20 protein-coding genes, 1 tRNA gene and 2 pseudogenes are annotated in these 21012 nt (G+C 70.7%); 16 read left to right on the top strand and 7 right to left on the bottom strand.

Going from position 1 to position 21012, the window contains the following annotated elements:
• Positions 1-56: 56 nt before the first annotated feature.
• Complete coding sequence (locus ACTG9Q_RS22435; RefSeq protein ID WP_455575064.1) at positions 57-194, bottom strand: hypothetical protein; 138 nt, start codon at positions 192-194, stop codon at positions 57-59.
• On the opposite strand from ACTG9Q_RS22435, the pseudogene ACTG9Q_RS22430 reads away from it, so the two are divergent.
• The 6 genes and pseudogenes from ACTG9Q_RS22430 to ACTG9Q_RS22405 form a co-directional block, all read left to right on the top strand.
• A pseudogene (locus tag ACTG9Q_RS22430) lies at positions 169-720 on the top strand (substrate-binding domain-containing protein); the annotation flags it as partial. The gene ACTG9Q_RS22435 and the pseudogene ACTG9Q_RS22430 sit on opposite strands and share 26 nt — an antisense overlap.
• 53 nt (positions 721-773) lie before the next feature.
• Positions 774-1049, top strand: a complete 276-nt coding sequence (locus ACTG9Q_RS22425) for a hypothetical protein (protein ID WP_455575063.1) — start codon at positions 774-776, stop codon at positions 1047-1049.
• A gap of 78 nt (positions 1050-1127) precedes the next feature.
• The gene (cysT, locus tag ACTG9Q_RS22420) at positions 1128-1853 is read left to right on the top strand and encodes a sulfate ABC transporter permease subunit CysT (RefSeq protein WP_455575053.1); all 726 of its coding nucleotides are present in this window, start codon (positions 1128-1130) and stop codon (positions 1851-1853) included.
• The gene (locus ACTG9Q_RS22415; RefSeq protein ID WP_455574818.1) at positions 1846-2637 is read left to right on the top strand and encodes a sulfate ABC transporter permease subunit; all 792 of its coding nucleotides are present in this window, start codon (positions 1846-1848) and stop codon (positions 2635-2637) included. Before cysT ends, ACTG9Q_RS22415 begins: the two co-directional genes overlap by 8 nt.
• On the top strand, positions 2634-3629 hold the full coding sequence (locus tag ACTG9Q_RS22410; RefSeq protein ID WP_455574817.1) for a sulfate/molybdate ABC transporter ATP-binding protein: 996 nt from the start codon (positions 2634-2636) through the stop codon (positions 3627-3629). Before ACTG9Q_RS22415 ends, ACTG9Q_RS22410 begins: the two co-directional genes overlap by 4 nt.
• 88 nt (positions 3630-3717) lie before the next feature.
• A pseudogene (locus ACTG9Q_RS22405) lies at positions 3718-3994 on the top strand (tyrosine-type recombinase/integrase); the annotation flags it as partial.
• A gap of 89 nt (positions 3995-4083) precedes the next feature.
• Here ACTG9Q_RS22405 and ACTG9Q_RS22400 read toward each other — a convergent pair.
• Positions 4084-4160 (bottom strand) — tRNA-Leu (locus tag ACTG9Q_RS22400).
• Positions 4161-4295: 135 nt separating this feature from the next.
• Between ACTG9Q_RS22400 and ACTG9Q_RS22395 the strand changes: the two genes are divergently transcribed.
• Positions 4296-4901 (top strand): ANTAR domain-containing response regulator, encoded by a 606-nt coding sequence (locus ACTG9Q_RS22395; protein ID WP_455574816.1) that lies wholly within the window; start codon positions 4296-4298, stop codon positions 4899-4901.
• Here the strand turns inward: ACTG9Q_RS22395 and ACTG9Q_RS22390 are convergent.
• Positions 4894-6687 (bottom strand): hypothetical protein, encoded by a 1794-nt coding sequence (locus tag ACTG9Q_RS22390; protein WP_455574815.1) that lies wholly within the window; start codon positions 6685-6687, stop codon positions 4894-4896. The genes ACTG9Q_RS22395 and ACTG9Q_RS22390 overlap by 8 nt on opposite strands.
• Positions 6688-6951: 264 nt before the next feature.
• Between ACTG9Q_RS22390 and ACTG9Q_RS22385 the strand changes: the two genes are divergently transcribed.
• The 5 genes from ACTG9Q_RS22385 (at position 6952) to ACTG9Q_RS22365 (ending at position 12462) form a co-directional block, all read left to right on the top strand.
• On the top strand, positions 6952-8187 hold the full coding sequence (locus ACTG9Q_RS22385; RefSeq protein ID WP_455574814.1) for a branched-chain amino acid ABC transporter substrate-binding protein: 1236 nt from the start codon (positions 6952-6954) through the stop codon (positions 8185-8187).
• A gap of 87 nt (positions 8188-8274) precedes the next feature.
• Complete coding sequence (locus ACTG9Q_RS22380; RefSeq protein WP_455574813.1) at positions 8275-9201, top strand: branched-chain amino acid ABC transporter permease; 927 nt, start codon at positions 8275-8277, stop codon at positions 9199-9201.
• Positions 9198-10886 (top strand): branched-chain amino acid ABC transporter permease, encoded by a 1689-nt coding sequence (locus tag ACTG9Q_RS22375; RefSeq protein WP_455574812.1) that lies wholly within the window; start codon positions 9198-9200, stop codon positions 10884-10886. The genes ACTG9Q_RS22380 and ACTG9Q_RS22375 overlap by 4 nt, the downstream gene beginning before the upstream one ends.
• The gene (locus tag ACTG9Q_RS22370) at positions 10883-11752 is read left to right on the top strand and encodes an ABC transporter ATP-binding protein (RefSeq protein WP_455574811.1); all 870 of its coding nucleotides are present in this window, start codon (positions 10883-10885) and stop codon (positions 11750-11752) included. Before ACTG9Q_RS22375 ends, ACTG9Q_RS22370 begins: the two co-directional genes overlap by 4 nt.
• Positions 11749-12462 (top strand): ABC transporter ATP-binding protein, encoded by a 714-nt coding sequence (locus ACTG9Q_RS22365; RefSeq protein ID WP_455574810.1) that lies wholly within the window; start codon positions 11749-11751, stop codon positions 12460-12462. Before ACTG9Q_RS22370 ends, ACTG9Q_RS22365 begins: the two co-directional genes overlap by 4 nt.
• Before the next feature lie 64 nt (positions 12463-12526).
• Here ACTG9Q_RS22365 and ACTG9Q_RS22360 read toward each other — a convergent pair whose 3' ends face one another.
• Positions 12527-12703: a DUF397 domain-containing protein gene (locus ACTG9Q_RS22360; protein WP_455575052.1), complete on the bottom strand. Its 177-nt coding sequence runs from the start codon at positions 12701-12703 to the stop codon at positions 12527-12529.
• Between the two features lie 263 nt (positions 12704-12966).
• Positions 12967-13416: a hotdog fold thioesterase gene (locus tag ACTG9Q_RS22355; RefSeq protein ID WP_455575051.1), complete on the bottom strand. Its 450-nt coding sequence runs from the start codon at positions 13414-13416 to the stop codon at positions 12967-12969.
• Between the two features lie 31 nt (positions 13417-13447).
• Between ACTG9Q_RS22355 and polA the strand changes: the two genes are divergently transcribed.
• The 3 genes from polA to ACTG9Q_RS22340 are packed head-to-tail and all read left to right on the top strand — an operon-like array spanning position 13448 to position 17323.
• A complete protein-coding gene (gene polA, locus ACTG9Q_RS22350) occupies positions 13448-16165 on the top strand; it encodes a DNA polymerase I (RefSeq protein WP_455574809.1) in 2718 nt (905 codons plus the stop codon).
• Positions 16162-16794: a 5,6-dimethylbenzimidazole synthase gene (bluB, locus tag ACTG9Q_RS22345; RefSeq protein WP_455575050.1), complete on the top strand. Its 633-nt coding sequence runs from the start codon at positions 16162-16164 to the stop codon at positions 16792-16794. Before polA ends, bluB begins: the two co-directional genes overlap by 4 nt.
• Before the next feature lie 25 nt (positions 16795-16819).
• Entirely contained in the window at positions 16820-17323 is a 504-nt protein-coding gene (locus ACTG9Q_RS22340) for a hypothetical protein (RefSeq protein WP_455574808.1), read from the top strand.
• Positions 17324-17418: 95 nt separating this feature from the next.
• Here the strand turns inward: ACTG9Q_RS22340 and ACTG9Q_RS22335 are convergent, their stop codons facing one another.
• Both ACTG9Q_RS22335 and ACTG9Q_RS22330 read right to left on the bottom strand, forming a co-directional pair.
• Complete coding sequence (locus tag ACTG9Q_RS22335) at positions 17419-18339, bottom strand: N-acetyltransferase family protein (RefSeq protein WP_455574807.1); 921 nt, start codon at positions 18337-18339, stop codon at positions 17419-17421.
• On the bottom strand, positions 18336-19157 hold the full coding sequence (locus ACTG9Q_RS22330) for a class I SAM-dependent methyltransferase (protein ID WP_455574806.1): 822 nt from the start codon (positions 19155-19157) through the stop codon (positions 18336-18338). The genes ACTG9Q_RS22335 and ACTG9Q_RS22330 overlap by 4 nt, the downstream gene beginning before the upstream one ends.
• Before the next feature lie 194 nt (positions 19158-19351).
• On the opposite strand from ACTG9Q_RS22330, the gene rpsA reads away from it, so the two are divergent.
• Positions 19352-20857 carry a 30S ribosomal protein S1 gene (gene rpsA, locus ACTG9Q_RS22325; protein ID WP_455574805.1) on the top strand — a complete coding sequence of 502 codons (1506 nt, stop codon included), beginning with the start codon at positions 19352-19354 and terminating at the stop codon, positions 20855-20857.
• Positions 20858-21012 lie beyond the last annotated feature (155 nt).

The raw sequence follows: 21012 nt of genomic DNA, 5'->3' as shown, positions 1-21012 counted from the left end.
TCCAAAAAATGGCCGCGCTCATACGGTTCCTCCCCGAACCAACGGACGCGGGAGGATCACGTGCGGAAGAGAACGATCGGAGCGGCCCTGCTGGCGCTGGCGTTGAGCGCCTGCGGCACCGGGACCGGCGCGAGCGGGGGGACGACGCTGTCGCTGGTCGGCTTCGCCGTGCCCAAGGCGGCGAACAACGCCATCCAGAAGGAGTGGGCCAAGACCGCCGACGGCGAGGGCGTGGTCTGGGAGGAGTCCTATGGGGCCTCCGGCGACCAGAGCCGCGCGGTGGCGGGCGGCCTGAAGGCCGACTACGTGCACTTCTCCCTGGAGGGCGACGTCACCCGCCTGGTCGATGCCGGGCTCGTCGCGCCGGAGTGGAACGCCGGTCCGTCCAAGGGCATCGTCTCCACTTCCATCGTGGTGATCGCTGTCCGCAAGGGCAACCCCAAGGGCGTCAAGGGCTGGGACGACTTGACCAAGCCGGGCATCGGCATCGTCACCCCCAACCCGGGCTCCTCGGGTTCCGCCAGGTGGAACATCCTCTCCGCGTACGGCCACGCCGAGGTCACCGGCCAGGACCCGCAGGCGTTCATCACCAAGTTCTTCACCAACGTCGTCGCCTTGCCCGGCAGCGGTCGCGACGCGACGACGGCGTTCACCGGCGGGACCGGCGACGTCCTGCTCACCTACGAGAACGAGGCCATCCTGGCCCGGCAGAACGGCGAGGACTTCGACTACGTCGTCCCGGACACCACGCTGCTGATCGAGAACCCGGCGCGGTGCTCAAGGACGCCGACCCGAAGGCCGCCAAGTGGCTGGAGTTCGCGCTGGGCGCGACCGGCCAGACCGAGTACGCCAAGGTCGGCTTCCGCCCGCTGGTCCAGGGCATCAGCGTCGAGGTGCCCGGCGCCAACGACCCGGCCAACCCGTACCCCACGCCCAGGAAGCTGCAGACCATCACCGACGACTTCGGCGGCTGGCCCGCGGCCAACGAGAAGTTCTTCGGCGATGACGGCATCATCACGAAGGTCCAGAAGGAGATCAGCGGGTCATGACGGCGATGCTCGCCCGCCGGACCATGGGCCGCGGTCCGGCGCTCGGGCTCGGTCTGGCCACGCTCTGGTTCAGCCTGGCTGGTCCTGATCCCCCTGACCGCGGTGCTGGTGGAGACCGCCGCAGGCGGCTGGGGCGCGTTCTGGCGGGCGGTCACCGACGAGCAGACCTTCGCCGCGATCCGGCTCACCGTCATCCAGGCGCTGATCGTCACCGGGGTCAACGTGGTCATGGGCGTGCTGATCGCCTGGGTGCTGGTACGCGACGAGTTCCCCGGCAAGAAGGTCCTCGAAGTCGTCATCGACATCCCCTTCGCCCTGCCGACGATCGTCGCGGGCCTGGTCCTGCTCGCCCTCTACGGACCGCGCAGCCCGGTCGGCGTCGACATCGCGAACACGCGGACCGCGGTGTTCCTCGCCTTCCTGTTCGTGACGCTGCCGTTCGTCGTGCGGACCGTGCAGCCGGTGCTGGCTGAGCTGGACCCCGAGGTCGAGGAGGCGGCGGCCTCGCTCGGGGCGAGCAGGGTGGTGACGTTCCGGCGGATCATCCTGCCCGCGCTGACCCCGGCGATCGCGGCGGGCGCGGCGATGTCGTTCGCCAGGGGCATCAGCGAGTACGGCTCGCTCGTGCTGCTGTCGGGCAACCTGCCGCTGCGCACCGAGGTGGCGTCGGTGCGCATCCTCAGCCACATCGAGAACGGCGACCTCGCCGCCGCGTGCGCGGTCGCCGCCGTGCTGCTGGTCATCGCGCTCGTCGCGATCGCGGTGCTGGACATCATCCAGCGGAAGGTGGCCGGCCGTGATTAAGAACTCGCTGCGCTCGATCGTGGTCGTCTACCTGTTCCTCCTCGTGATCTGGCCCGTGGCGCTGGTGGCGCACAACACCTTCGGCGACGGGGCCGAGGCGCTCCACGTCGCGCTGTCGGACCCGGTGGTGCTCAACGCGCTGTGGCTCACCGCGCAGGTCGCGTTCGTGGCCGTGGTGATCAACACCGTGTTCGGCGTGGGCATCTCGCTCCTGCTGGTGCGCCACCGGTTCCCCGGGCGGCGGTTGCTGTCGGTGTTGCTCGACCTGCCGCTGTCGGTGTCGCCGGTCGTCGTCGGCCTGGCCATCCTCCTGGTCTACGGCGGCGTCGACGGCTGGTTCGGGCCGACGCTGGAGGGTGCCGGGTTCCAGGTCGTGTTCGCCATGCCCGGCATGGTGATGGCCACGGTGTTCATCGCGCTGCCGCTGGTGATCCGCGAGGTCGTGCCGGTGCTGCACGAGATCGGCGATGAGCAGGAGCAGGCCGCGCGCACGCTCGGCGCCACGGGGTGGCAGGTGTTCCGCCGGATCACGCTGCCCGCGGTCCGCTGGGCCGTGGTGTACGGCGTCGTGCTCAGCCTCGCCCGCTCGCTCGGCGAGTTCGGCGCGGTGAAGATCGTGTCCGGCAACCTGATCAACCGGACGCAGACCGCGACGCTCGTGGTCGAGCAGAAGTACCAGGACTTCGAGCAGTCCACCGCGTACGCCACGGCGTTCCTGCTGGCCTTCGCCGCGGTGCTCTGCCTGGTCGTGGTGTCCGTCATCCGCCCGAAGGAGGGCTCATGAGCATCCAGGTCCGCGGTGTCGGCAAGCGGTTCGGCTCGTTCGTCGCGTTGGAGGACGTGTCCGTCGAGGTGCCGACCGGCGGGCTGACGGCGCTGCTCGGCCCCAGCGGCGGCGGCAAGTCCACGCTGCTCAGGGTCATCGCCGGGCTGGAGCGCCCCGACACCGGCTCGGTGCTGATCGACGGTGCGGACGCCACGGACATACCGGTGCGCAGGCGCGGCGTGGGGTTCGTCTTCCAGCACTACGCGGCGTTCAAGCACTTGACGGTGTTCCGCAACATAGCCTTCGGGCTGGAGATCCGCCGCAGGCCCGCCGCCGAGATCAAGGCGCGGGTAGAGGAACTGCTGCACCTGGTGCGGCTGGAGCAGTTCGCCCACCGGTTGCCCGCGCACCTCTCCGGCGGCCAACGTCAGCGCATGGCCCTGGCCCGCGCGCTGGCCGTCGAGCCGCGCGTGCTGCTGCTCGACGAGCCGTTCGGCGCGCTGGACGCCCAGGTCCGCAAGGAACTGCGCGAATGGCTGCGCCGCCTGCACGACGAGGTCCAGGTGACGACGGTGTTCGTCACCCACGACCAAGAGGAGGCGCTGGAGGTCGCTGACGAGATCGTCGTCGTCAACCAGGGCAAGGTCGAGCAGGTCGGCACGCCCGACGAGCTGTACGACCGGCCCGCCAACGAGTTCGTCATGAGCTTCCTCGGCCCGACCACCCGCCTCGGCGACGCCCTTGTCCGCCCCCACGACATCGACGTGCGGCTGGACGGCACGGGGGTGCGGGGCCGCGTCGTCCGGGTGAACCGGATCGGCTTCGAGGTGCGCGTGGTCGTCGAGGTCGGCGCGGACACCGTGCTGGTGACGTTGGACCGCACGCAGGCAACGAGGCTCGGTCTGGTCGAGGGCTTGGCCGTCGGACTGGCCCCGGTCCGCGAGGTCTTGTCCGAAGAAGAGACAGGTCAGGCTGAAGAACTGGGTTGCCACGCCGTGCGGGGCGGATGACGTCTCGCCGATCCCGCCGATCCCGCCGGTCGCCACCGAGAGCACCGGCTTCCAGCGCAGCGCGGTGCGCGGCAGCAGTTCCAGCAGGGCGCGTCGGGCTGTGTTGTCGGAGGAGGAGTACGCGTCGTCGTTGGCTCGGCGGCCTTATGACCTCCGGCATGCGTGTGTGTCGACGTGGCTTTGCCGCGGGTGTGCCGTCGGCTCAGTGCGCGGCGCGGGCGGGGCACTCGGTGACGGTCCTGCACACGGTCTACGCGAAGGTGATCATCGGGCTGGAAGGTGCGGCTCGCCGACGCATCGAGGCTGAGCTGGGACTGGACGTGGACCCCGACCCCAAAACTTGGGGGGAAATAAGGGGCGGGTAGCCGCGGAGGGGCTGCCTAGAGCCGGTCACGCCCGGACAGGGCATGATCAACTAATGGGGGTGTTTGCGCAGGTCGCGGCGAGGAAGTGCTGGTGCCCCCGGTGAGAGTCGAACTCACACTGGACGGGTTTTGAATCCGTTGCCTCTGCCGGTTGGGCTACGGGGGCGCGGGGGAGAGTTTAGGGGATCGGGGTGGGGTGGGTGTCGGCGGTGTCACTGTGGTGGTGACGTCGGGGGGTGGTCGGGCGGCGGTAGGCTGCAACTTCCCGATTCGTGGTCGCTAACCCCAACAGGAGGACCCGGTGAGCGAGTTGGCTGCCGAGGCGCAGGCAGGCCCCGTCGCGCGCCGTGTGCTGGTCGCTGAGGATGAGGCTTTGATCCGGCTGGACCTGGTCGAGATGCTGCGGGAAGAGGGTTACGAGGTCGCGGGGGAGGCCGGGGACGGCGAGGAGGCCGTGCGGCTGGCGGGGGAGTTGCGGCCGGACCTGGTGATCATGGACGTCAAGATGCCGCGGATGGACGGGATCGACGCGGCGACGATGATCGCGCGGGAGCGGATCGCGCCGGTGGTGATGTTGACGGCGTTCAGCCAGCGGGAGTTGGTGGAGCGGGCGCGCGACGCCGGGGCGATGGCGTACCTGGTCAAGCCGTTCGCCAAGCACGACCTGGTGCCCGCGATCGAGTTGGCGGTCAGCCGGTTCGCGGAGCTGCACGCGCTGGAGAACGAGGTCGCGGGGCTGACCGAGCGGCTGGAGACGCGCAAGGTCATCGAGCGGGCCAAGGGGCTGCTGATGACCAAGCAGGGCCTCAGCGAGCCCGAGGCGTTCCGGTGGATCCAGCGCACGGCGATGGACCGCAGGACCACCATGAAGGCCGTCGCCGAAGCCGTGCTGGAGCACATCACCTGATCCGGAACCGGCTCATGGTGGACGAGCTGACGCCTGGCCCCAGCACCCGGGTCTCCAGGACGTGGCCGCCCTGCGCCAAACCACCCAAGGCCAGCGCCACGGCGTAGTCGCCGCCGGGGGAGGGGCCGTCCACCGCCGTGGGCACGGCCGCCACCAGCCGCCCGTCCAGCCGTACCTCGAAGCCGATCACCCCCGCCAGCGTGCCGGTGTCCCATTGGGCCGCCCGCCCGTCCAGCCGCACGTCCAGCACCAGGCGCCCCTGCGGCGCGGCGGTGGCGCCTGCCAGGGGCTTGCCCGCCGAGTCCCCCAAGGTCACCGTGGTCGCGGGAAGCGCGTCGACCACGGGGAAGAACGCCCGCCTGGGCTCGGTCGGGAACGTGGCCCCGGCGCCGGGCTCGATCTCCAAATACGACTCCAGCACCATCGCCCCGGGACCCGCTCCGGGCGCGCGCACCGCCAGCGGGGACAGCGAGTGCGGACCCGTGGGGCCCAGCAGCCGCGCGGGCACGTCGGCGATCACGGTGACCACCGCCCCCGGGCCCGCGGACACCGCGGTGGCAGGCCGGGCGGGCACGCGGTCCGGTCCCAACTGGACGGTCATCCCCGACGGGGCCATCCCGGCGGGCACGGACACCGTCGCCACCACCCGCGCCGCCGTGGCCGTGGCCAGCGGACGCCGGGCGATGCCCAGCCGCGGGGCCTCCTCGTCCGGCCCGAGCACCCGCCGGGTGGCCACGGTGATCGGCACCTCCACCACTGAGGGCACCGCTACCGCCGGACCGGTGAACCCCGCCCCCGCCAGACGCACGCGCGCCCGGCGCCCCGACGGCCCCCGCACCCCCACCACCACGTAAGCCTCGTCCCACGCGGGCACAGAAGACGACGAGGCCACCACGCGCCCGTCCTGCCGCAGCACCACTCCCGACGGACCCACCTCGACCTCGACCAGGTGCAGCACCCCCGCCCCGCGCGGCACCACCAGCCCCGCGGAACCCCCGGGCAGCACGCGCGGCCCACCGTCATCCAGCACAGCCCGCACCGCGCCCTCGGTCACCTCCGCGCCCACCCGGTCGGCCGGACCCGGCACCAGGTCGACGGTGAGCGCCCCGCCCGGCCCGGCCGCGTCGGTCAGCACCGCCACCCGGCCCGCCCCGCCGACCAGCCGCAGCGGCGAGCGCGCCCGCAGCATCGCCACGTCCGACCCGCACCCCAGCTCGATCGACAGCCCCGCGCCCCGCGACCGCTCGCCGATGTCCACACACCCTCGATATCCGGACAGGTGCCAGCGCGAGCCCGGCAGATCCGACCGGACGGAGCCGTCGGAGGCGAAGTCGTCGGTGAAGCCGGTCAGTCCGGAACGCCACGAGGAATCACCCGGACCGGACGCGCCGGTCACCTCGGCCGCCGCCGAGTGCTGCCCGAAGGCGTCCACCGACCGCACCGAGATCGGCGTTCCCGCCGCCACGCCGTCGAGCTGGACCTCCGGCTCGGTCACCAGCCGGGTCCCGCCCGGCCAGCGCACCTCGTACCCCGGCGCGGAGCCCGTCCACGCGACTGTCTGCCAGGTGGGCCCCGGCGTCACGCGGACGGCGCGCGGCGGGTCGGGGGCCCGGCCGGGCGCCGGAATCACCACCGAGTCCGCCGAATAGCGCATCACCCGTTCAGGCGATGGGGGCATCATCTCGGTTGCCGGAGCGTCGTCACTGGGAGTGCGCAAGACCAGGATGGCGGCGACCAGCAGGGCGGCCCCCGCCACCCCGGCCAGCAGGCGCTTGCGCTCGGGCACCCCCGCAGCCTAGATCGGGGACAGCCTCCCAGGTCACCCCGTATTGCGAACTCGAAACAGCGCGGTGTCGCCGAGTTCCGGCCGGGCTGTCCGGCGTGCGGACGCGGGCGCTCACTTTCGTTGCAGTCTGGTCACGAGCAGCCCTGGAGCGTGACTACACCGCGTTCTGTCATTACGTTCCGCCCCAACCCTCCATTAGGTAGGAGGGCGAGGTTCGGCATGCTCTACCCGCATTGTCGAACGCAAGCGGAGAAGGGACATCACGTGCGTAACCAGACGGTGAAGGCCGGTGTGCTGGTCGCCGGCGCGTTGTTGCTCGCAGCCTGTGGCACCAACAAGACCGAGGAGCCCGGCCAGGGTGCCAACGGGGGTCAGGCGTGTGACTTCAGCAAGGGCACCCTGGTCATCGGCGTGATCGCGCCGCAGTCCGGTGGTCTGTCCGCGCTCGGCCTGGGCATCAAGAACTCCGCGGAGCTCGCTGCCGAGCAGGCCAACGAGAAGTGCACGGTCAAGGGCTATGAGATCAAGGTCCAGACCGAGGACGACCAGGCCACCGCGCAGGTCGGCGGCCAGGCGGCGACCCGTCTGTCGTCCAACCCGGACGTCGTGGCGGTCATCGGCACGCTGAACTCGTCGGTGGCCCAGACCGTGCAGCCGATCCTGGCGGGCAAGAAGGTCCTGATGGTCTCGCCCGCGAACACCAGCCCGACCCTGACGATGGGCGCCGAGTACGCCACCGCGCCCAAGCGCCAGTTCGACAACTACTTCCGGGTCTGCGCCACCGACGCGCTGCAGGGCCCGTTCGCCGCGGACTACCTGGTCAAGGACGCGGGCAAGAAGAACATCGCCATCATCACCGACGGCAAGACCTACGGTGAGGGCCTGGCCGCGGAGTTCAAGAAGCAGGCGGAGAAGAACGGCGCCAAGATCGCCGCCACCGCCCGCGTCGGCGAGCAGGAGACCGACTTCTCCTCCGCGATCACCTCCATCCGCGGCTCGAAGCCGGACGCGGTGTACTACGGCGGCGAGTACCCGCAGGCGGGCCCGCTGTCCAAGCAGATGAAGGACGCCGGCCTGGACGTCCCGGTCATGGGCGGCGACGGCATCTTCGACCCGCGCTTCATCGAGCTGGGCGGCAAGGACGGTGACCTGGCCACCTCGGTCGGCGCCCCGACCGAGACCCTGGACAGCGCCAAGGCGTTCGTCGAGGCGTACAACGCCAAGGGCTACAAGGACGGCTTCTCCGCTTACGGCGCCTTCTCCTACGACGCCGCGAACACCATCATCACCTCGCTGGCCAAGACTCTGGGCGACGCGGGCACGTGGGGCGACGACCAGCGCGAGGGCCTGATCACGAACACCAAGGCCTACTCGGCGCAGGGCGCGACCGGCCAGGTCAGCTTCGACGACTTCGGCGACAGCACCAACAAGCTGCTGACCGTCTACAAGGTCTCCGGTGGCGACTGGGCGGCCGAGAAGACCGGCACCTTCGGCGGCTGACCAGGAACTTGACGGTTCCCGGTCCCTGAGAGATGTGGCGGCGGGGGCAGGCGCACCAGCCTGCCCCCGCCGTTCATGGAGGTAGACGTGGCCACGCTGCTACAGCAGCTGATCAACGGCCTGGTGTTCGGCGCAGCGATCGCGCTCATCGCACTCGGCTACACGATGGTGTACGGCATCATCCAGCTCATCAACTTCGCCCACGGCGAGGTGTTCATGGTGGGCGGGTTCGCCGCCCTGGCGACCACATACATGCTCCCCGAGGGCCTGTTGGACGCATGGTGGTTCGCCCTGCCGCTGATGGCGCTGAGCGGCGCGATCGTCGCGGTCGTCCTCGCGGTCATCATGGAGCGTTTCGCGTACAGACCATTGCGGAACGCGCCAAGACTCGCACCGCTGATCACCGCGCTCGGTGTGTCGGTGATCCTCAAGGAGGCCGTGCGGCTCGGCTTCCCCGGCGCGACCGCGGCACTGCCCTTCCCCCGGGTGTTCGTCGACAAGATCTGGCTGATCGAGGTCGGTGGCGGCACCATCGTCATCGGCTCCACCGCGCTGCTGCTGATCGGCGTCTCGATCGTGGGCGCGATCATCCTGCAGACCTACATCAGCCGCTCCCGGATGGGCCGGGCCATGCGCGCCACCGCGCAGGACCCCGACACCGCCCGGCTGATGGGCGTCAACCCCAACCGCACCATCGTCCTGACGTTCGTGATCGGCGCCGCCCTCGCGGGCCTGGCGGGCACCCTCTACGGAGTGCACCTGCTCGCGGTCAACACTGAGCTGGGCTTCATGTACGGCATCTTCGCCTTCACCGCGGCGGTGCTCGGCGGCATCGGCTCCATCAAGGGAGCGGTGATCGGCGGGTTCGTCATCGGCCTGATCAAGACCCTCTCCGGGCAGTACCTGTGGGGCGGTATCGCCTACGACCTGGTGTGGATCTTCGTCCTGCTGATCGTGGTGCTGGTGTTCCGGCCGCAGGGCCTCTTCGGCGAGCCGGAAAGGGTGCGCGCATGAGCAGGATCAAGGACGTGGTCAAGCCCGCGATGATCAAGCCGCTGGCGATCGCCGCCGGTGTGCTGGCGATCATCGCGGCGCTGCTGCCGTGGGTCACCTTCCGGCTGAACGAGGGCTACTACCCGGACTCGGCCACGCTGCAGTTCTTCGACGCGCCGTTCGCCGTCACCGGGTTCCGGCTGCACACGCTGCTCGTCGGCGTGCTCATCCTCGCGTTCACCTTCGCCCCGCTGCCCTCCCGCAACCGCGCCACCCGCGCGCTCGGCTTCGGCCTGCTGGGCATCTCGCTGGTCAACGCCTTGTTCATCACCCTCAACGGCGGCGGCCTCGGCGCCATCACCGCGGCCGACGGGACGTTCGCCTTCGGCAGCATCGTGGGCGTCGTCGCCGCTGTGCTGGCGATCCTCGCGGGCAAGGCCGGTGAGGACGAGGTCATCCCGGAGTACTCGACCAACCTGCCCCGCCTGGCGAAGTACGGGGTGCTGCTGGTCTCCTTCGCCGGTCTGCTGCTGATGGTGGCCTGGCTGCTCACCGTGGGCGGCCAAGGCGGCGTCGGCAACCCGTACGCGGGCGCGGAGTTCCTGTCGCTGCTGTCGTTCGTGGCGGCCGCGATCGGCGTGCTGTACGGCACCGGCGTCGGCAAGTGGATCTCGGCGCTGTCCGACCAGCACAAGTGGTTCAGCATCGTGGTGCTGCTGCTGTGCGCGCTCGCGCTGCCGTTCACCGACGCGGGCACGGCGTACTGGATGACGACCGCGGCCAACGTCGGCGTGTACGCCGCGACCGCGATCGGGCTCAACATCGTCGTCGGCCTCGCGGGTCTGCTCGACCTCGGCTACGTCGCGTTCCTGGGCATCGGCGCGTTCGTCGCGGCGAACTTCTCCGGCGCGGCGGCCGCGGCCTTCGACATCGAGCTGCCGTTCCTGCTCGTCGTGGTGATCGCCGCGGTGGTCGCGGGCATCTTCGGGGCGGTGGTCGGCTCGCCGACGCTGCGGGTGCGCGGTGACTACCTGGCCATCGTCACCCTGGCCTTCGGTGAGATCTTCCGAAAAGCCGCGCAGAACGACATCGGCGGTGTGACCGGCGGCGCGAACGCCATCCCCGGCGTGCCGCCGATCAACTGGTTCGGCCTGTCCTTCGACGAGTCCTTCAAGATCGGCTCGATCCAGCTGCCCTCCGGTGTGCTCTATTACGTGCTCATCGTGGTGATGGTCGCGCTGGTCATGGTCGTGTTCGCCAACCTCAAGGACTCCCGGATCGGGCGGGCCTGGATCGCCATCCGCGAGGACGAGGACGCCGCGCGCGCCATGGGCGTCAAGACCGGCCAGGCGAAGATCCTCGCCTTCCTCATCGGCGCGATGCTGGCCGGTGTCGCGGGCGCGGTGTTCGCGCACAAGACCTCGACGGTGGCCTATGACAGCTTCCAGTTCATCGAGTCGGTGACGCTGCTCGCCGCGGTGATCCTCGGCGGCATGGGCTCGATCCCGGGCGCGGTGCTCGGCGCTTCGCTGCTGCTGGTGCTGCCGGAGAAGCTGCGCGAGTTCGCGGAGTGGCGGCTGCTGCTGTTCGGCCTGGCCCTGGTGCTCATCATGCGGTTCCGTCCACAAGGGATCGTGCCGGACGCGCACCGCAGAGCCGAGCTGGCCAAGGACGACGAGCCCAAGGTGCTGGAGGGGGCCCGATGAGCGCGGCGACGAGAATCGGCGAGCCTGTGCTGGTCGCCAGCGACGTGACCATGGTGTTCGGCGGTCTGACCGCGCTGCGCGATGTGAGCCTGACCCTGCACGCGGGCCAGATCCTCGGGCTGATCGGGCCCAACGGCGCGGGCAAGACCACGTTCTTCAACTGCCTCACCGGCCTGTACACCCCGACTCGGGGTGGGGTGAAGCTCAGCGGGGTCAGCCTGCCCAACGACCCGGCCAAGGTCACCGTGGCGGGCGTGGCGCGGACGTTCCAGAACATCCGGCTGTTCCCCAGCATGACCGCGCTGGAGAACGTGATGGTCGGGCGGCACTCGCGGATGAAGCAGGGCCCCATCGCCTCGCTGTTCCACGGCCCGTCGTTCAAGCGCGGGGAGAAGGCCGCCCGCGACCGCAGCCTGGAGTTGCTGAACTTCGTCGGCCTGTCCAAGGTGGACGACGAGTTGGCCCGCAACCTCCCCTACGGCGACCAGCGCAGGCTGGAGATCGCCAGGGCGCTGGCCACCGACCCGTCGGTGCTGCTGCTGGACGAGCCCACCGCGGGCATGAACCCGCAGGAGACCGAGGCGGCGCGGCAGCTGATCCTGTCCATCCGCGAGCTCGGCATCGCGGTGGTGGTCATCGAGCACGACACGAAGTTCATCTTCTCCCTGTGCGACCACGTCTCGGTGCTCGTGCAGGGCGAACTGCTCGTGGAAGGCACCCCGGACGTCGTGCGGGGGGACCCGCGGGTCATCGAGGCCTACCTGGGCAAGCCGCCGGAGGAGGTCCAGGCCGAGGTCCGCGGGTACGCCGAGGAGACCGCCGTCATGCGGCCCGTCCGCGACGAGGGTCAGGGAGAACAGCGATGAGCGCCCTGCTTGAAGTGCAGAACCTCAGCGTCGCCTACGGCGCCATCGAGGCCGTCCGCGACGTGTCGTTCACCGTCGGCGAGGGGCAGATCGTGTCCCTCATCGGCAGCAACGGCGCGGGCAAGACGACCACGCTGCGCACGATCTCCGGGCTGCTGAAGCCGAAGTCCGGCAAGATCCTCTTCGAGGGCGCCGCGATGGACAGCTGGCAGGCGCACACCATCCTGGAGCGCGGCATCGCGCACTGCCCGGAGGGCCGCAGGCTGTTCGGGCGCATGACCGTGGAGGAGAACCTCCACCTCGGCGCGTACGTCCGGCGGGACGCGGGCGTCGAGAAGGACATGCACCGCGTGTACGAGCTGTTCCCGGTCCTGGGGGAGCGGCGCAACCAGAAGGCGGGCCTGTTCTCCGGCGGCGAGCAGCAGATGCTCGCCATCGGCCGGGCCATGATGTCGCGCCCCCGACTGCTCATGCTCGACGAGCCCTCCATGGGCCTCTCCCCGATCATGACGCAGCGGATCTTCGACACGATCTCGGAGCTGAAGTCGCAGGGCACCACGATCCTGCTGGTCGAGCAGAACGCGCTGGCCGCACTGGCGCTGTCCGACCGGGGCTACGTGGTGGACCTGGGCCGCACGACGCTGGAGGGCCCGGGGCACGAGCTCCTGGCCGACGAGCGCGTCCGGGCGGCGTACCTCGGCGAGGGCTGAGTTCGGATTGACAGGGCCCGCGACCAGATTCGGTCGCGGGCCCTTTTCCGTGTCCGGTGCGGCTTTACGGACGGGTGATGTGACCGGCCTTGACCGCGCCGATCAGGTCACCCAAGTCCGTCGTGACCAGCACCGCGCCTCCGGGGTTCTTGCTGTCCCGGACAGCTCCAACAGCTGCGACCTCGACGCAGTTTCCGCCATTGCCTCCGCTGAAGCTGCTCTTGCGCCAAGCGTGACCCATCTCGACGCACCTGACTGCCCCATCACGATCGACGCGCACTGCGTGGACCAGTACGTCGAAGTCGTGATCGGGGACCGAGTCGGGTGCGACAACGCCGTGACCCTCGTCCTCGCCCACCCCGACACCTGCGATCGCCTGATCACGGCGGCCACCGAAGCGCGCGACCGGCTCATCGGCCTGTTGGCCGACACCACCGCGCCTTCGGATTCGGGACCACTCGCTCTCGTCCCCTTCGACTGAGCCAGGGACAGCCCGATGCGCGGCTACTTCGAGCCGGGGGCGCGGTCCAGGGCCATGCAGGTGAGGCGGGCGGTGCAGGTGCGCTTGCCGGACTCGTCGGTGATGACGATTTCGAAGGACGATGCCGTGCGGCCCACGTGCAGTGGGGTGCAGACGCCGGTGACGATGCCTTCGCGGGCGGCGCGGTGGTGGGTGCAGGAGAGTTCCACGCCGACCACGGACTTGCCCTGCGGGGCGTGCAGCGCGCCCGCGATGGAGCCCAGGGTCTCGGCCAGGACGCCGTTGGCGCCGCCGTGCAGGAGGCCGTAGGGCTGGAGGTTCCCGGCCACCGGCATGGTGCCGACCAGCCGGTCCTTGTCCCACTCGGTGACCTTGATCCCCAGCTTGTCGTCCAGGAGCTGGCCCGCGACGTCCGGGTGCACCTGGAAACCGTCAAGACTGCTCATGGGTCCCTCCGATGGGTGACGCGTCAGCGCTGTCGGGGCTCCACCCTAGACTCGCGGGGTGCCTGCGAAGACCGAGATCCCAACCACACCCGCGCGCCGCCTCCTGCTGATCGACGGCCACTCGATGGCGTACCGGGCGTTCTTCGCGCTGCCCAAGGAGAACTTCTCCACCGGCACCGGCCAGCACACCAACGCCGTCTACGGCTTCACCTCCATGCTCATCAACCTGCTGCGCGACGAGGCGCCCACCCACCTCGCGGTGTGCTTCGACCTGTCGCGGCAGACCTTCCGGTCGGAGGCGTTCGCCGACTACAAGGCCAACCGCAGCGCGTCGCCGGATGAGTTCAAGGGCCAGGTCAGCCTCATCCAGGAGGTGCTGACCGCCCTGCAGATCCCGATGCTGTCCAAGGAGAACTACGAGGCCGACGACTGCATCGCCACGCTGACCACCCAGGCCACCGCGCAGGGCTACCACGTGGCCATCTGTACCGGCGACCGCGACGCCCTGCAGCTGGTGACCGGCCAGGTCACCGTGCTCTACCCGGTCAAGGGCGTCTCCGAGATGGCCCGGTTCACCCCGGAGCTGGTGCTGGAGAAGTACGGCGTCAGCCCCGAGCAGTACCCCGACTTCGCCGCCCTGCGCGGCGACCCGAGCGACAACCTGCCGAAGGTCCCGGGCGTCGGCGAGAAGACGATCATGAAGTGGATCCAGCAGTTCGGCTCCCTCGACGGGCTGATCGACCGGGTCGACGAGGTCAAGGGCAAGGTCGGCGACGCGCTGCGGGCCAACCTCTCCCACGTGGTGCTCAACCGCCAGCTCACCGAGCTGGTGCGCGACGTCCCGCTCGGCGTCGAGCCCGACGAGCTGGCCGTGCAGGCCTGGGACCGCGACGCCGTGCACCGGCTGTTCGACGAGCTGGAGTTCCGCGTCCTGCGCGACCGCCTCTTCGCCACCCTGGCCACCGCCGAGCCCGAGGCCGAGGAGGGCTTCGAGGTCAGCGGCGGCGCCCTGGCCCCCGGCGAGCTGGCGGCCTGGCTGGCCGAGCACGCCGGGCCGGGCGTGCGGATCGGGCTGTCCCTGCGCGATCAGTCCGCCGGGGTGTCCGGGCAGGCCGTCGAGCTGAAGTCGGTGGCGCTGTCCGGGACCGACGGCGCGGGCGTCTACGTCGACGTGGTCGAGCTGGCCGAGGCCGACGAGACCGCGTTGCGCGCCTGGCTGGCCGACCCGGCCGCGCCCAAGCTGGCCCACGACGTCAAGCGGTCGCTGCACGCGCTGCGCCACCGCGGCTGGGAGCTGGCGGGCCTGGCCACCGACACCGCGCTCGCGGCCTACCTCGTGCGGCCCGGCCAGCGCACCTTCGCCCTCGACGACCTGGTGCTGCGCTACCTGCAGCGCGAGCTGCGCGTCGAGCAGGCCGACGGGCAGCAGCAGCTGTCCCTGCTCGACGAGGAGGGCGAGGACGAGCGCAAGCTGGCCGCCGGGGAGATCCTGCGCGCCCGCGCCATCGCCGAGCTGGCCGACGCCCTCGACACCGCGCTGGCCGAGGTGCGCCAGGACAAGCTCCTCGCCGAGATCGAGCTGCCCCTGCTGCGCGTGCTGGCCGAGCTGGAGGCCGACGGCATCGCCGTGGACACCGAGCGCCTCAGCGAGCTGGAGTCGCACTTCGGCGCCCGGGTCCGCGACGCCGAGCGGGCCGCGTTCGACGTCATCGGCAAGGAGATCAACCTCGGCTCGCCCAAGCAGCTGCAGGTCGTGCTGTTCGACGAGCTGCAGATGCCCAAGACCAAGCGCACCAAGACCGGCTACACCACCGACGCCGACGCGCTCACCACGCTCTACGAGCAGACCGAGCACCCCTTCCTGCGCCACCTGCTCGAGCACCGCGACGCGATGCGCATGCGGATCACCGTCGAGGGCCTGCTCAAGTCCGTCGGCGACGACAACCGCATCCACACCACGTTCAACCAGACCATCGCGGCCACCGGGCGGCTGTCCTCCACCGAGCCCAACCTGCAGAACATCCCGATCCGCACCCCCGAGGGCCGGATGATCCGCGAGGCGTTCATCGTCGGGCCCGGGTGCGCCGAGCTGATGTCGGCGGACTACAGCCAGATCGAGATGCGGATCATGGCCCACCTCTCCGAGGACGAGGCGCTCATCGCGGCCTTCCACTCCGGCTTCGACTTCCACGCCGCCACCGCCGCCCGGGTGTTCTCCGTCGAGCCCACCGAGGTCACCGGGGAGCAGCGGGCCAAGATCAAGGCGATGAACTACGGCCTGGCCTACGGGCTCTCGGCGTTCGGCCTGTCCGGGCAGCTGCGGATCTCCACCGAGGAGGCGCGCGGGCTGATGGAGGAGTACTTCGCCACCTTCGGCGGCATCCGCGACTACCTGAACGAGATCGTGGGCGTGGCCCGCAAGGAGGGCTACACCGAGACGATCTTCGGCCGCCGCCGCTACCTGCCCGACCTGACCAGCGACAACCGCCAGCGCCGGGAGATGGCCGAGCGGATGGCCCTCAACGCCCCGATCCAGGGCAGCGCCGCCGACATCATCAAGGTGGCCATGCTGCGCGTGCAGCGGCGGCTGTCCGAGACCGGCGCCCGCAGCCGGATGCTGCTGCAGGTCCACGACGAGCTGGTGCTGGAAGTGGCCGACGGCGAGCGGTCGGCGATCGAGGACCTGGTGCGCGTGGAGATGGCGGGCGCCTTCGACCTGCGGGTCCCGCTCGACGTGTCGGTGGGCTTCGGCCGCTCCTGGCACACCGCGCACTGACCGTGGAGCTGTACGAGGCCATCGCGCGCCGCCGCGACGTCCGCGCCGAGTTCACCGACGCCCCGCTGGAGGAGGCCGCGCTGACCCGGGTGCTGGGCGCCGCGCACGCCGCGCCCAGCGTCGGGCTCACCCAGCCGTGGGACTTCATCGTCATCCGCTCGGCCGCCACCAAGGCCGCCTTCCACGCGCACGTGTCGCAGGAGCGCTCCGCCTTCGCCGCGACGCTGTCGGGGGAGCGGCGGGAGACGTTCGACCGCATCAAGATCGACGGAGTCCTGGAGTCCGCCGCCTCGGTCGTGGTGACCTACGACCCGCGCCGCGGCTCGCCCGCGGTCCTCGGCCGCCACGCCATCGCCGACGCCGGGCTGTACTCGGTGTGCCTGGCCATCCAGAACCTGTGGCTGGCCGCGACCGCCGAGGGGCTGGGCGTGGGGTGGGTCAGCTTCTACCGCGAGGATTTCGTGCGCTCGCTGCTGGGGATTCCGGCGGAGGTCCGCCCGGTGGCGTGGCTGTGCCTCGGCCCGGTCGCCAGCCTGCGGAGCGTGCCGGACCTGGAGCGGCACCACTGGCGCAGCCGCGCCCCGCTGGCCGACGTCGTGCACCGAGAGCGATTCCCGAAGGTTACTTAGCCATCCGGCGGGTATCACTGCTCCTGTGAACACTCGACGCGGACTGATCCTGGGCGGAACAGGGATGCTCGCGGGTGTCTCGGCCCGACTGGTGGGCGCGGGGTGGCACATCGTGCTGCCCAGCCGCCGGTACGCGCCCCTGGCCGTCGAGGGCGACGGCCGCGCCCGCTGGGTACGTGCGGACTGGAACCGCCCCAACGACTTGGCCTGCAAGGCCACGCGCGTGCTCGGCGGTCAAGCCGACCTGCTGGTCACCTGGATCTCCGAGGAATCCCGCGAACCGGTCCTGCGCGCCGTCGGCCCGTTGCTGGCCCCGGACGCCCCGGTGGTGGAGGTGCACGCCCACGACGCGGTGAAGCCCGTCCTGGCCGAGCACCCGACGCACCAGGTGGTGCTGACCGAGGTCGGCTTCGCGGGCCGCACCCGCTGGCTGAGCGACGACGAGATCACCGCGGGCGTCCTCGCCGCGGTCGACCGCGCCCTCTCCGGCCTCCCACCCGCGTCCCGCCGCCTGTCCGAGCTGGTCTGACTCGCCCACGGCCTCGGCGGAAAGCGTGAACTCCAGGGATTGGGGGCTCGCGCCAGTACCGTCCAAGTCGTCCACAGTGGACCGGCAAGGCGGGTTCACCGCAGGGCGTCGGCGGGGCGGAGTTCCCATACGGTCCACAGTGGGCGGTAGCCCTGGCGGGCCCAGAACGTCGGGGAGATCGGGTTCGGGGGGTTGTAGTACAGGAACGAGCCGCGGGAGTGGGGGGTGCCCAGGTCGGCGTGGACGGTGTTCATGAGGGTGCGGCCGACGCCGATGCCGCGGGCGGAGGGCAGGACCGAGACGCAGTTGACGAAGGCCCAGCGGCCCGCGGGGACGCGCGTCCTGGCCCACGAGCCGGGCACCGCCTCGGTCTCCCACGCCTCGGCCATGGCCACCGCGACGCCGTCGAGTTCGGCGATCCACGTCGGGTCGCCGCGGTCGAGGTGGGTCCTGATCGTGCCGCGCTTGATCGCCAGGGCGTCGGGGCGGACGATGCCGCCGCCGACCAGGGCGGCGTACTCGACCTCCGCCATGGCCAGCTCCACCAGCACGTCCACGTCGGCGAGCGTGGCCCGCCGGACCGCGCAGACGCCGCCCGCGGCGACCGGGCCGGCCGCGCGCACGGCCAGCACCGTCAGCGGGATGAAACCGTGGGCCAGCAGCGGTGCCGTGGCCGCCGCGTCGCGGCTGGGCCAGGTCAGCACGCACGCGGAGTCCGGGCCCGACGCCTCGGAGTCCAGGCGAGCGCGCCAGCGCCGCAGCAGGGCGTCGAGGCCGGGGCCGCTGAACGGCCCCACGACCGGGTGCAGCTCCCGCACGTCCCGGGTCGACCACAGGGTCTGCGGGGCGCCCGGCTGGTGCAGCGTGCGCACGACGACGCCCGCGACCCGGTCGCCGCCGGGCAGGGCCGCGGTCAGCACCTCGCCGTCCGGCGGGGGCGTCGGCTCGGGCAGCAGGGGGTCCACGGCCGCGAAGTGGGCCGTCTGGGCGCGCATGAGGGAGTCCAGCGCCGTCACCGCACGCACCGGAAGATCGCGGTGCCGGGGAAGAGTCGCCCCCGCAGCGGGCTCCACTGGCCCCACTCGCGGGTGTGCCCCTCAGGCCACTCCGGCTCGATCAGGTCGAAAAGCCGGAAACCGGCGTCGTCCAGCGTGCTGACGTAGTCGCCCAGCGTGCGGTGGTGCTCGACGTAGGTCGCGTTGCCCTCGGCGTCGACCTCGACGTACGGCGTCCGGTCGAAGTACGAGGTCTTCGCGCGCAGGCCCTCGGGCCCGGGGTCGTCCGGGAAGATCCAGCGCATCGGGTGGGTGACCGCGAACGTCCACGTCCCGCCCGGCCGCAGCACGCGGGCGACCTCGGCGAACACCGCCCCGACGTCGGGCACGAACGGCACGGCCCCGAACGCCGAGCAGGCCAGGTCGAACGAGGCGTCGGCGAACGGCAGCCGCTCGGCGTTGGCCTGCACGAGCGGCACGGCCAGCCCGGTCGCCGCGTTGGCCCGCGCGCCCCAGCGCAGCATCCCCGCCGACAGGTCCAGGCCGACGGCGAAGGCGCCCTGCGCGGCCAGCCACCGCGAGCACGGCGCCGAGCCGCAGCCCACCTCCAGCACCGAGCGGCCGCTGACATCACCCAGCAGCCCGGCCTCGGCCTCGGTCAGCCCCTCCGGGCACCAGCGGAACTCCGCCGCGCCGAGGAAGTCCCCGTGCTCGGCGTGGTACTCGTCGGCATCGGCGTCCCACCAGGCGATATTCGCCGCTTCGGACTCCGCCGACCCGACCCGCCTGCGGGCGGTCCCGCTCGTTCCCAGTGCCCGTTCCGCGTTGACATGGCTCACCTCGGTATCTTCGCAGCCGGGTTGGCCAACCCCAGGTTTGCCCAGGCAGGGAGAACCCGCGTAGGATATGGCCGCGCAGTGGATTCATGCTGGCCTGCCTATTTCACGTATTTGGGTGTCCGTCGGCGACGTCTCCGCCGCGTGACCGGTTAGCCACCACAAGACCCCAAATCCGTAGCGGAGCCACCTACCTAATGTCCACCGACACCACCGCCGTCCCGACTGCTGCCCCTGCACCCAAGCAGCAGGTCGCCATCAACGACTTCGGGACTGAGGAGGAGTTCCTCGCCGCGATCGACGCGACGATCAAGTACTTCAACGATGGCGACATCGTCGAGGGCACGATCGTCAAGGTCGACCGGGACGAGGTCCTGCTCGATATCGGCTACAAGACCGAGGGTGTCATTCCCTCTCGTGAGTTGTCGATCAAGCACGATGTCGACCCCGCCGACGTTGTCAAGGTCGGCGATGAGGTCGAGGCCCTGGTTCTCCAGAAGGAGGACAAGGAGGGCCGCCTCATCCTGTCCAAGAAGCGCGCTCAGTACGAGCGGGCCTGGGGCACGATCGAGGCCCTCAAGGAGGCGGACGAGCCGGTCAAGGGCACCGTTATCGAGGTGGTCAAGGGCGGTCTGATCCTCGACATCGGGCTGCGCGGCTTCCTGCCCGCGTCGCTGGTGGAGATGCGTCGCGTCCGCGACCTGCAGCCCTACGTCGGCCGCGAGCTCGAGGCCAAGATCATCGAGCTGGACAAGAACCGCAACAACGTGGTCCTGTCCCGGCGCGCCTGGCTCGAGCAGACCCAGTCCGAGGTCCGCAGCGAGTTCCTCAACCAGCTGCAGAAGGGCCAGGTCCGCAAGGGCGTCGTGTCCTCCATCGTCAACTTCGGTGCCTTCGTGGACCTTGGTGGCGTCGACGGCCTGGTGCACGTCTCCGAGCTGTCCTGGAAGCACATCGACCACCCCTCCGAGGTCGTCGAGGTCGGCCAGGAGGTCACGGTCGAGGTCCTGGACGTGGACATGGAGCGCGAGCGCGTGTCGCTGTCGCTCAAGGCCACGCAGGAAGACCCGTGGCGCCAGTTCGCCCGCACCCACGCGATCGGCCAGATCGTGCCGGGCAAGGTCACCAAGCTGGTTCCGTTCGGCGCGTTCGTCCGGGTGGACGAGGGCATCGAGGGCCTGGTGCACATCTCCGAGCTGGCCGAGCGCCACGTGGAGATCCCCGAGCAGGTCGTTCAGGTCGGCAACGAGGTCATGGTCAAGGTCATCGACATCGACCTCGAGCGTCGCCGCATCTCGCTGTCGCTGAAGCAGGCCAACGAGGGCTTCACCGCGGACTCGGAGTTCGACCCCACGCAGTACGGGATGGCCGCCGAGTACGACAACGAGGGCAACTACATCTACCCCGAGGGCTTCGACCCGGACACGCAGGAATGGCAGGACGGGTTCGAGAAGCAGCGCGAGGAGTGGGAGCGGCAGTACGCCGAGGCCCACGTGCGCTACGAGGCCCACATGAAGCAGGTCACCAAGGCCGCCGAGCTCGACGCCGCTGCCGCGGCCGAGGCGGCGACCGGTGGCGGCAGCACCGGCGGGGAGCAGAACTACTCCTCCGGTGGCTCCGACCAGCCCGCCCAGAGTGGTGGCACGCTGGCCAGCGACGAGCAGCTCGCAGCGCTGCGCGAGAAGCTGTCCGGCGGCGTCTGATCGCCTGAGGGTTTCCCTCATCCGAGCGCCCCGCACCGATTCCGGTGCGGGGCGCTCGGCCGTACGGCGGGCGTCACGCGTGGTGTGGTTGCTGGGGCTGGTGGTCGCGGGTTGCCCCTCGGCCCGCCCGCGCTCCCCGGAGTTCACCCACGGCC

It is taken from the genome of Actinokineospora lacus, assembly GCF_053813445.1.
Note: the sequence above shows the minus strand (reverse complement) of the source record. Positions and strands in the feature narration are given on the sequence as shown.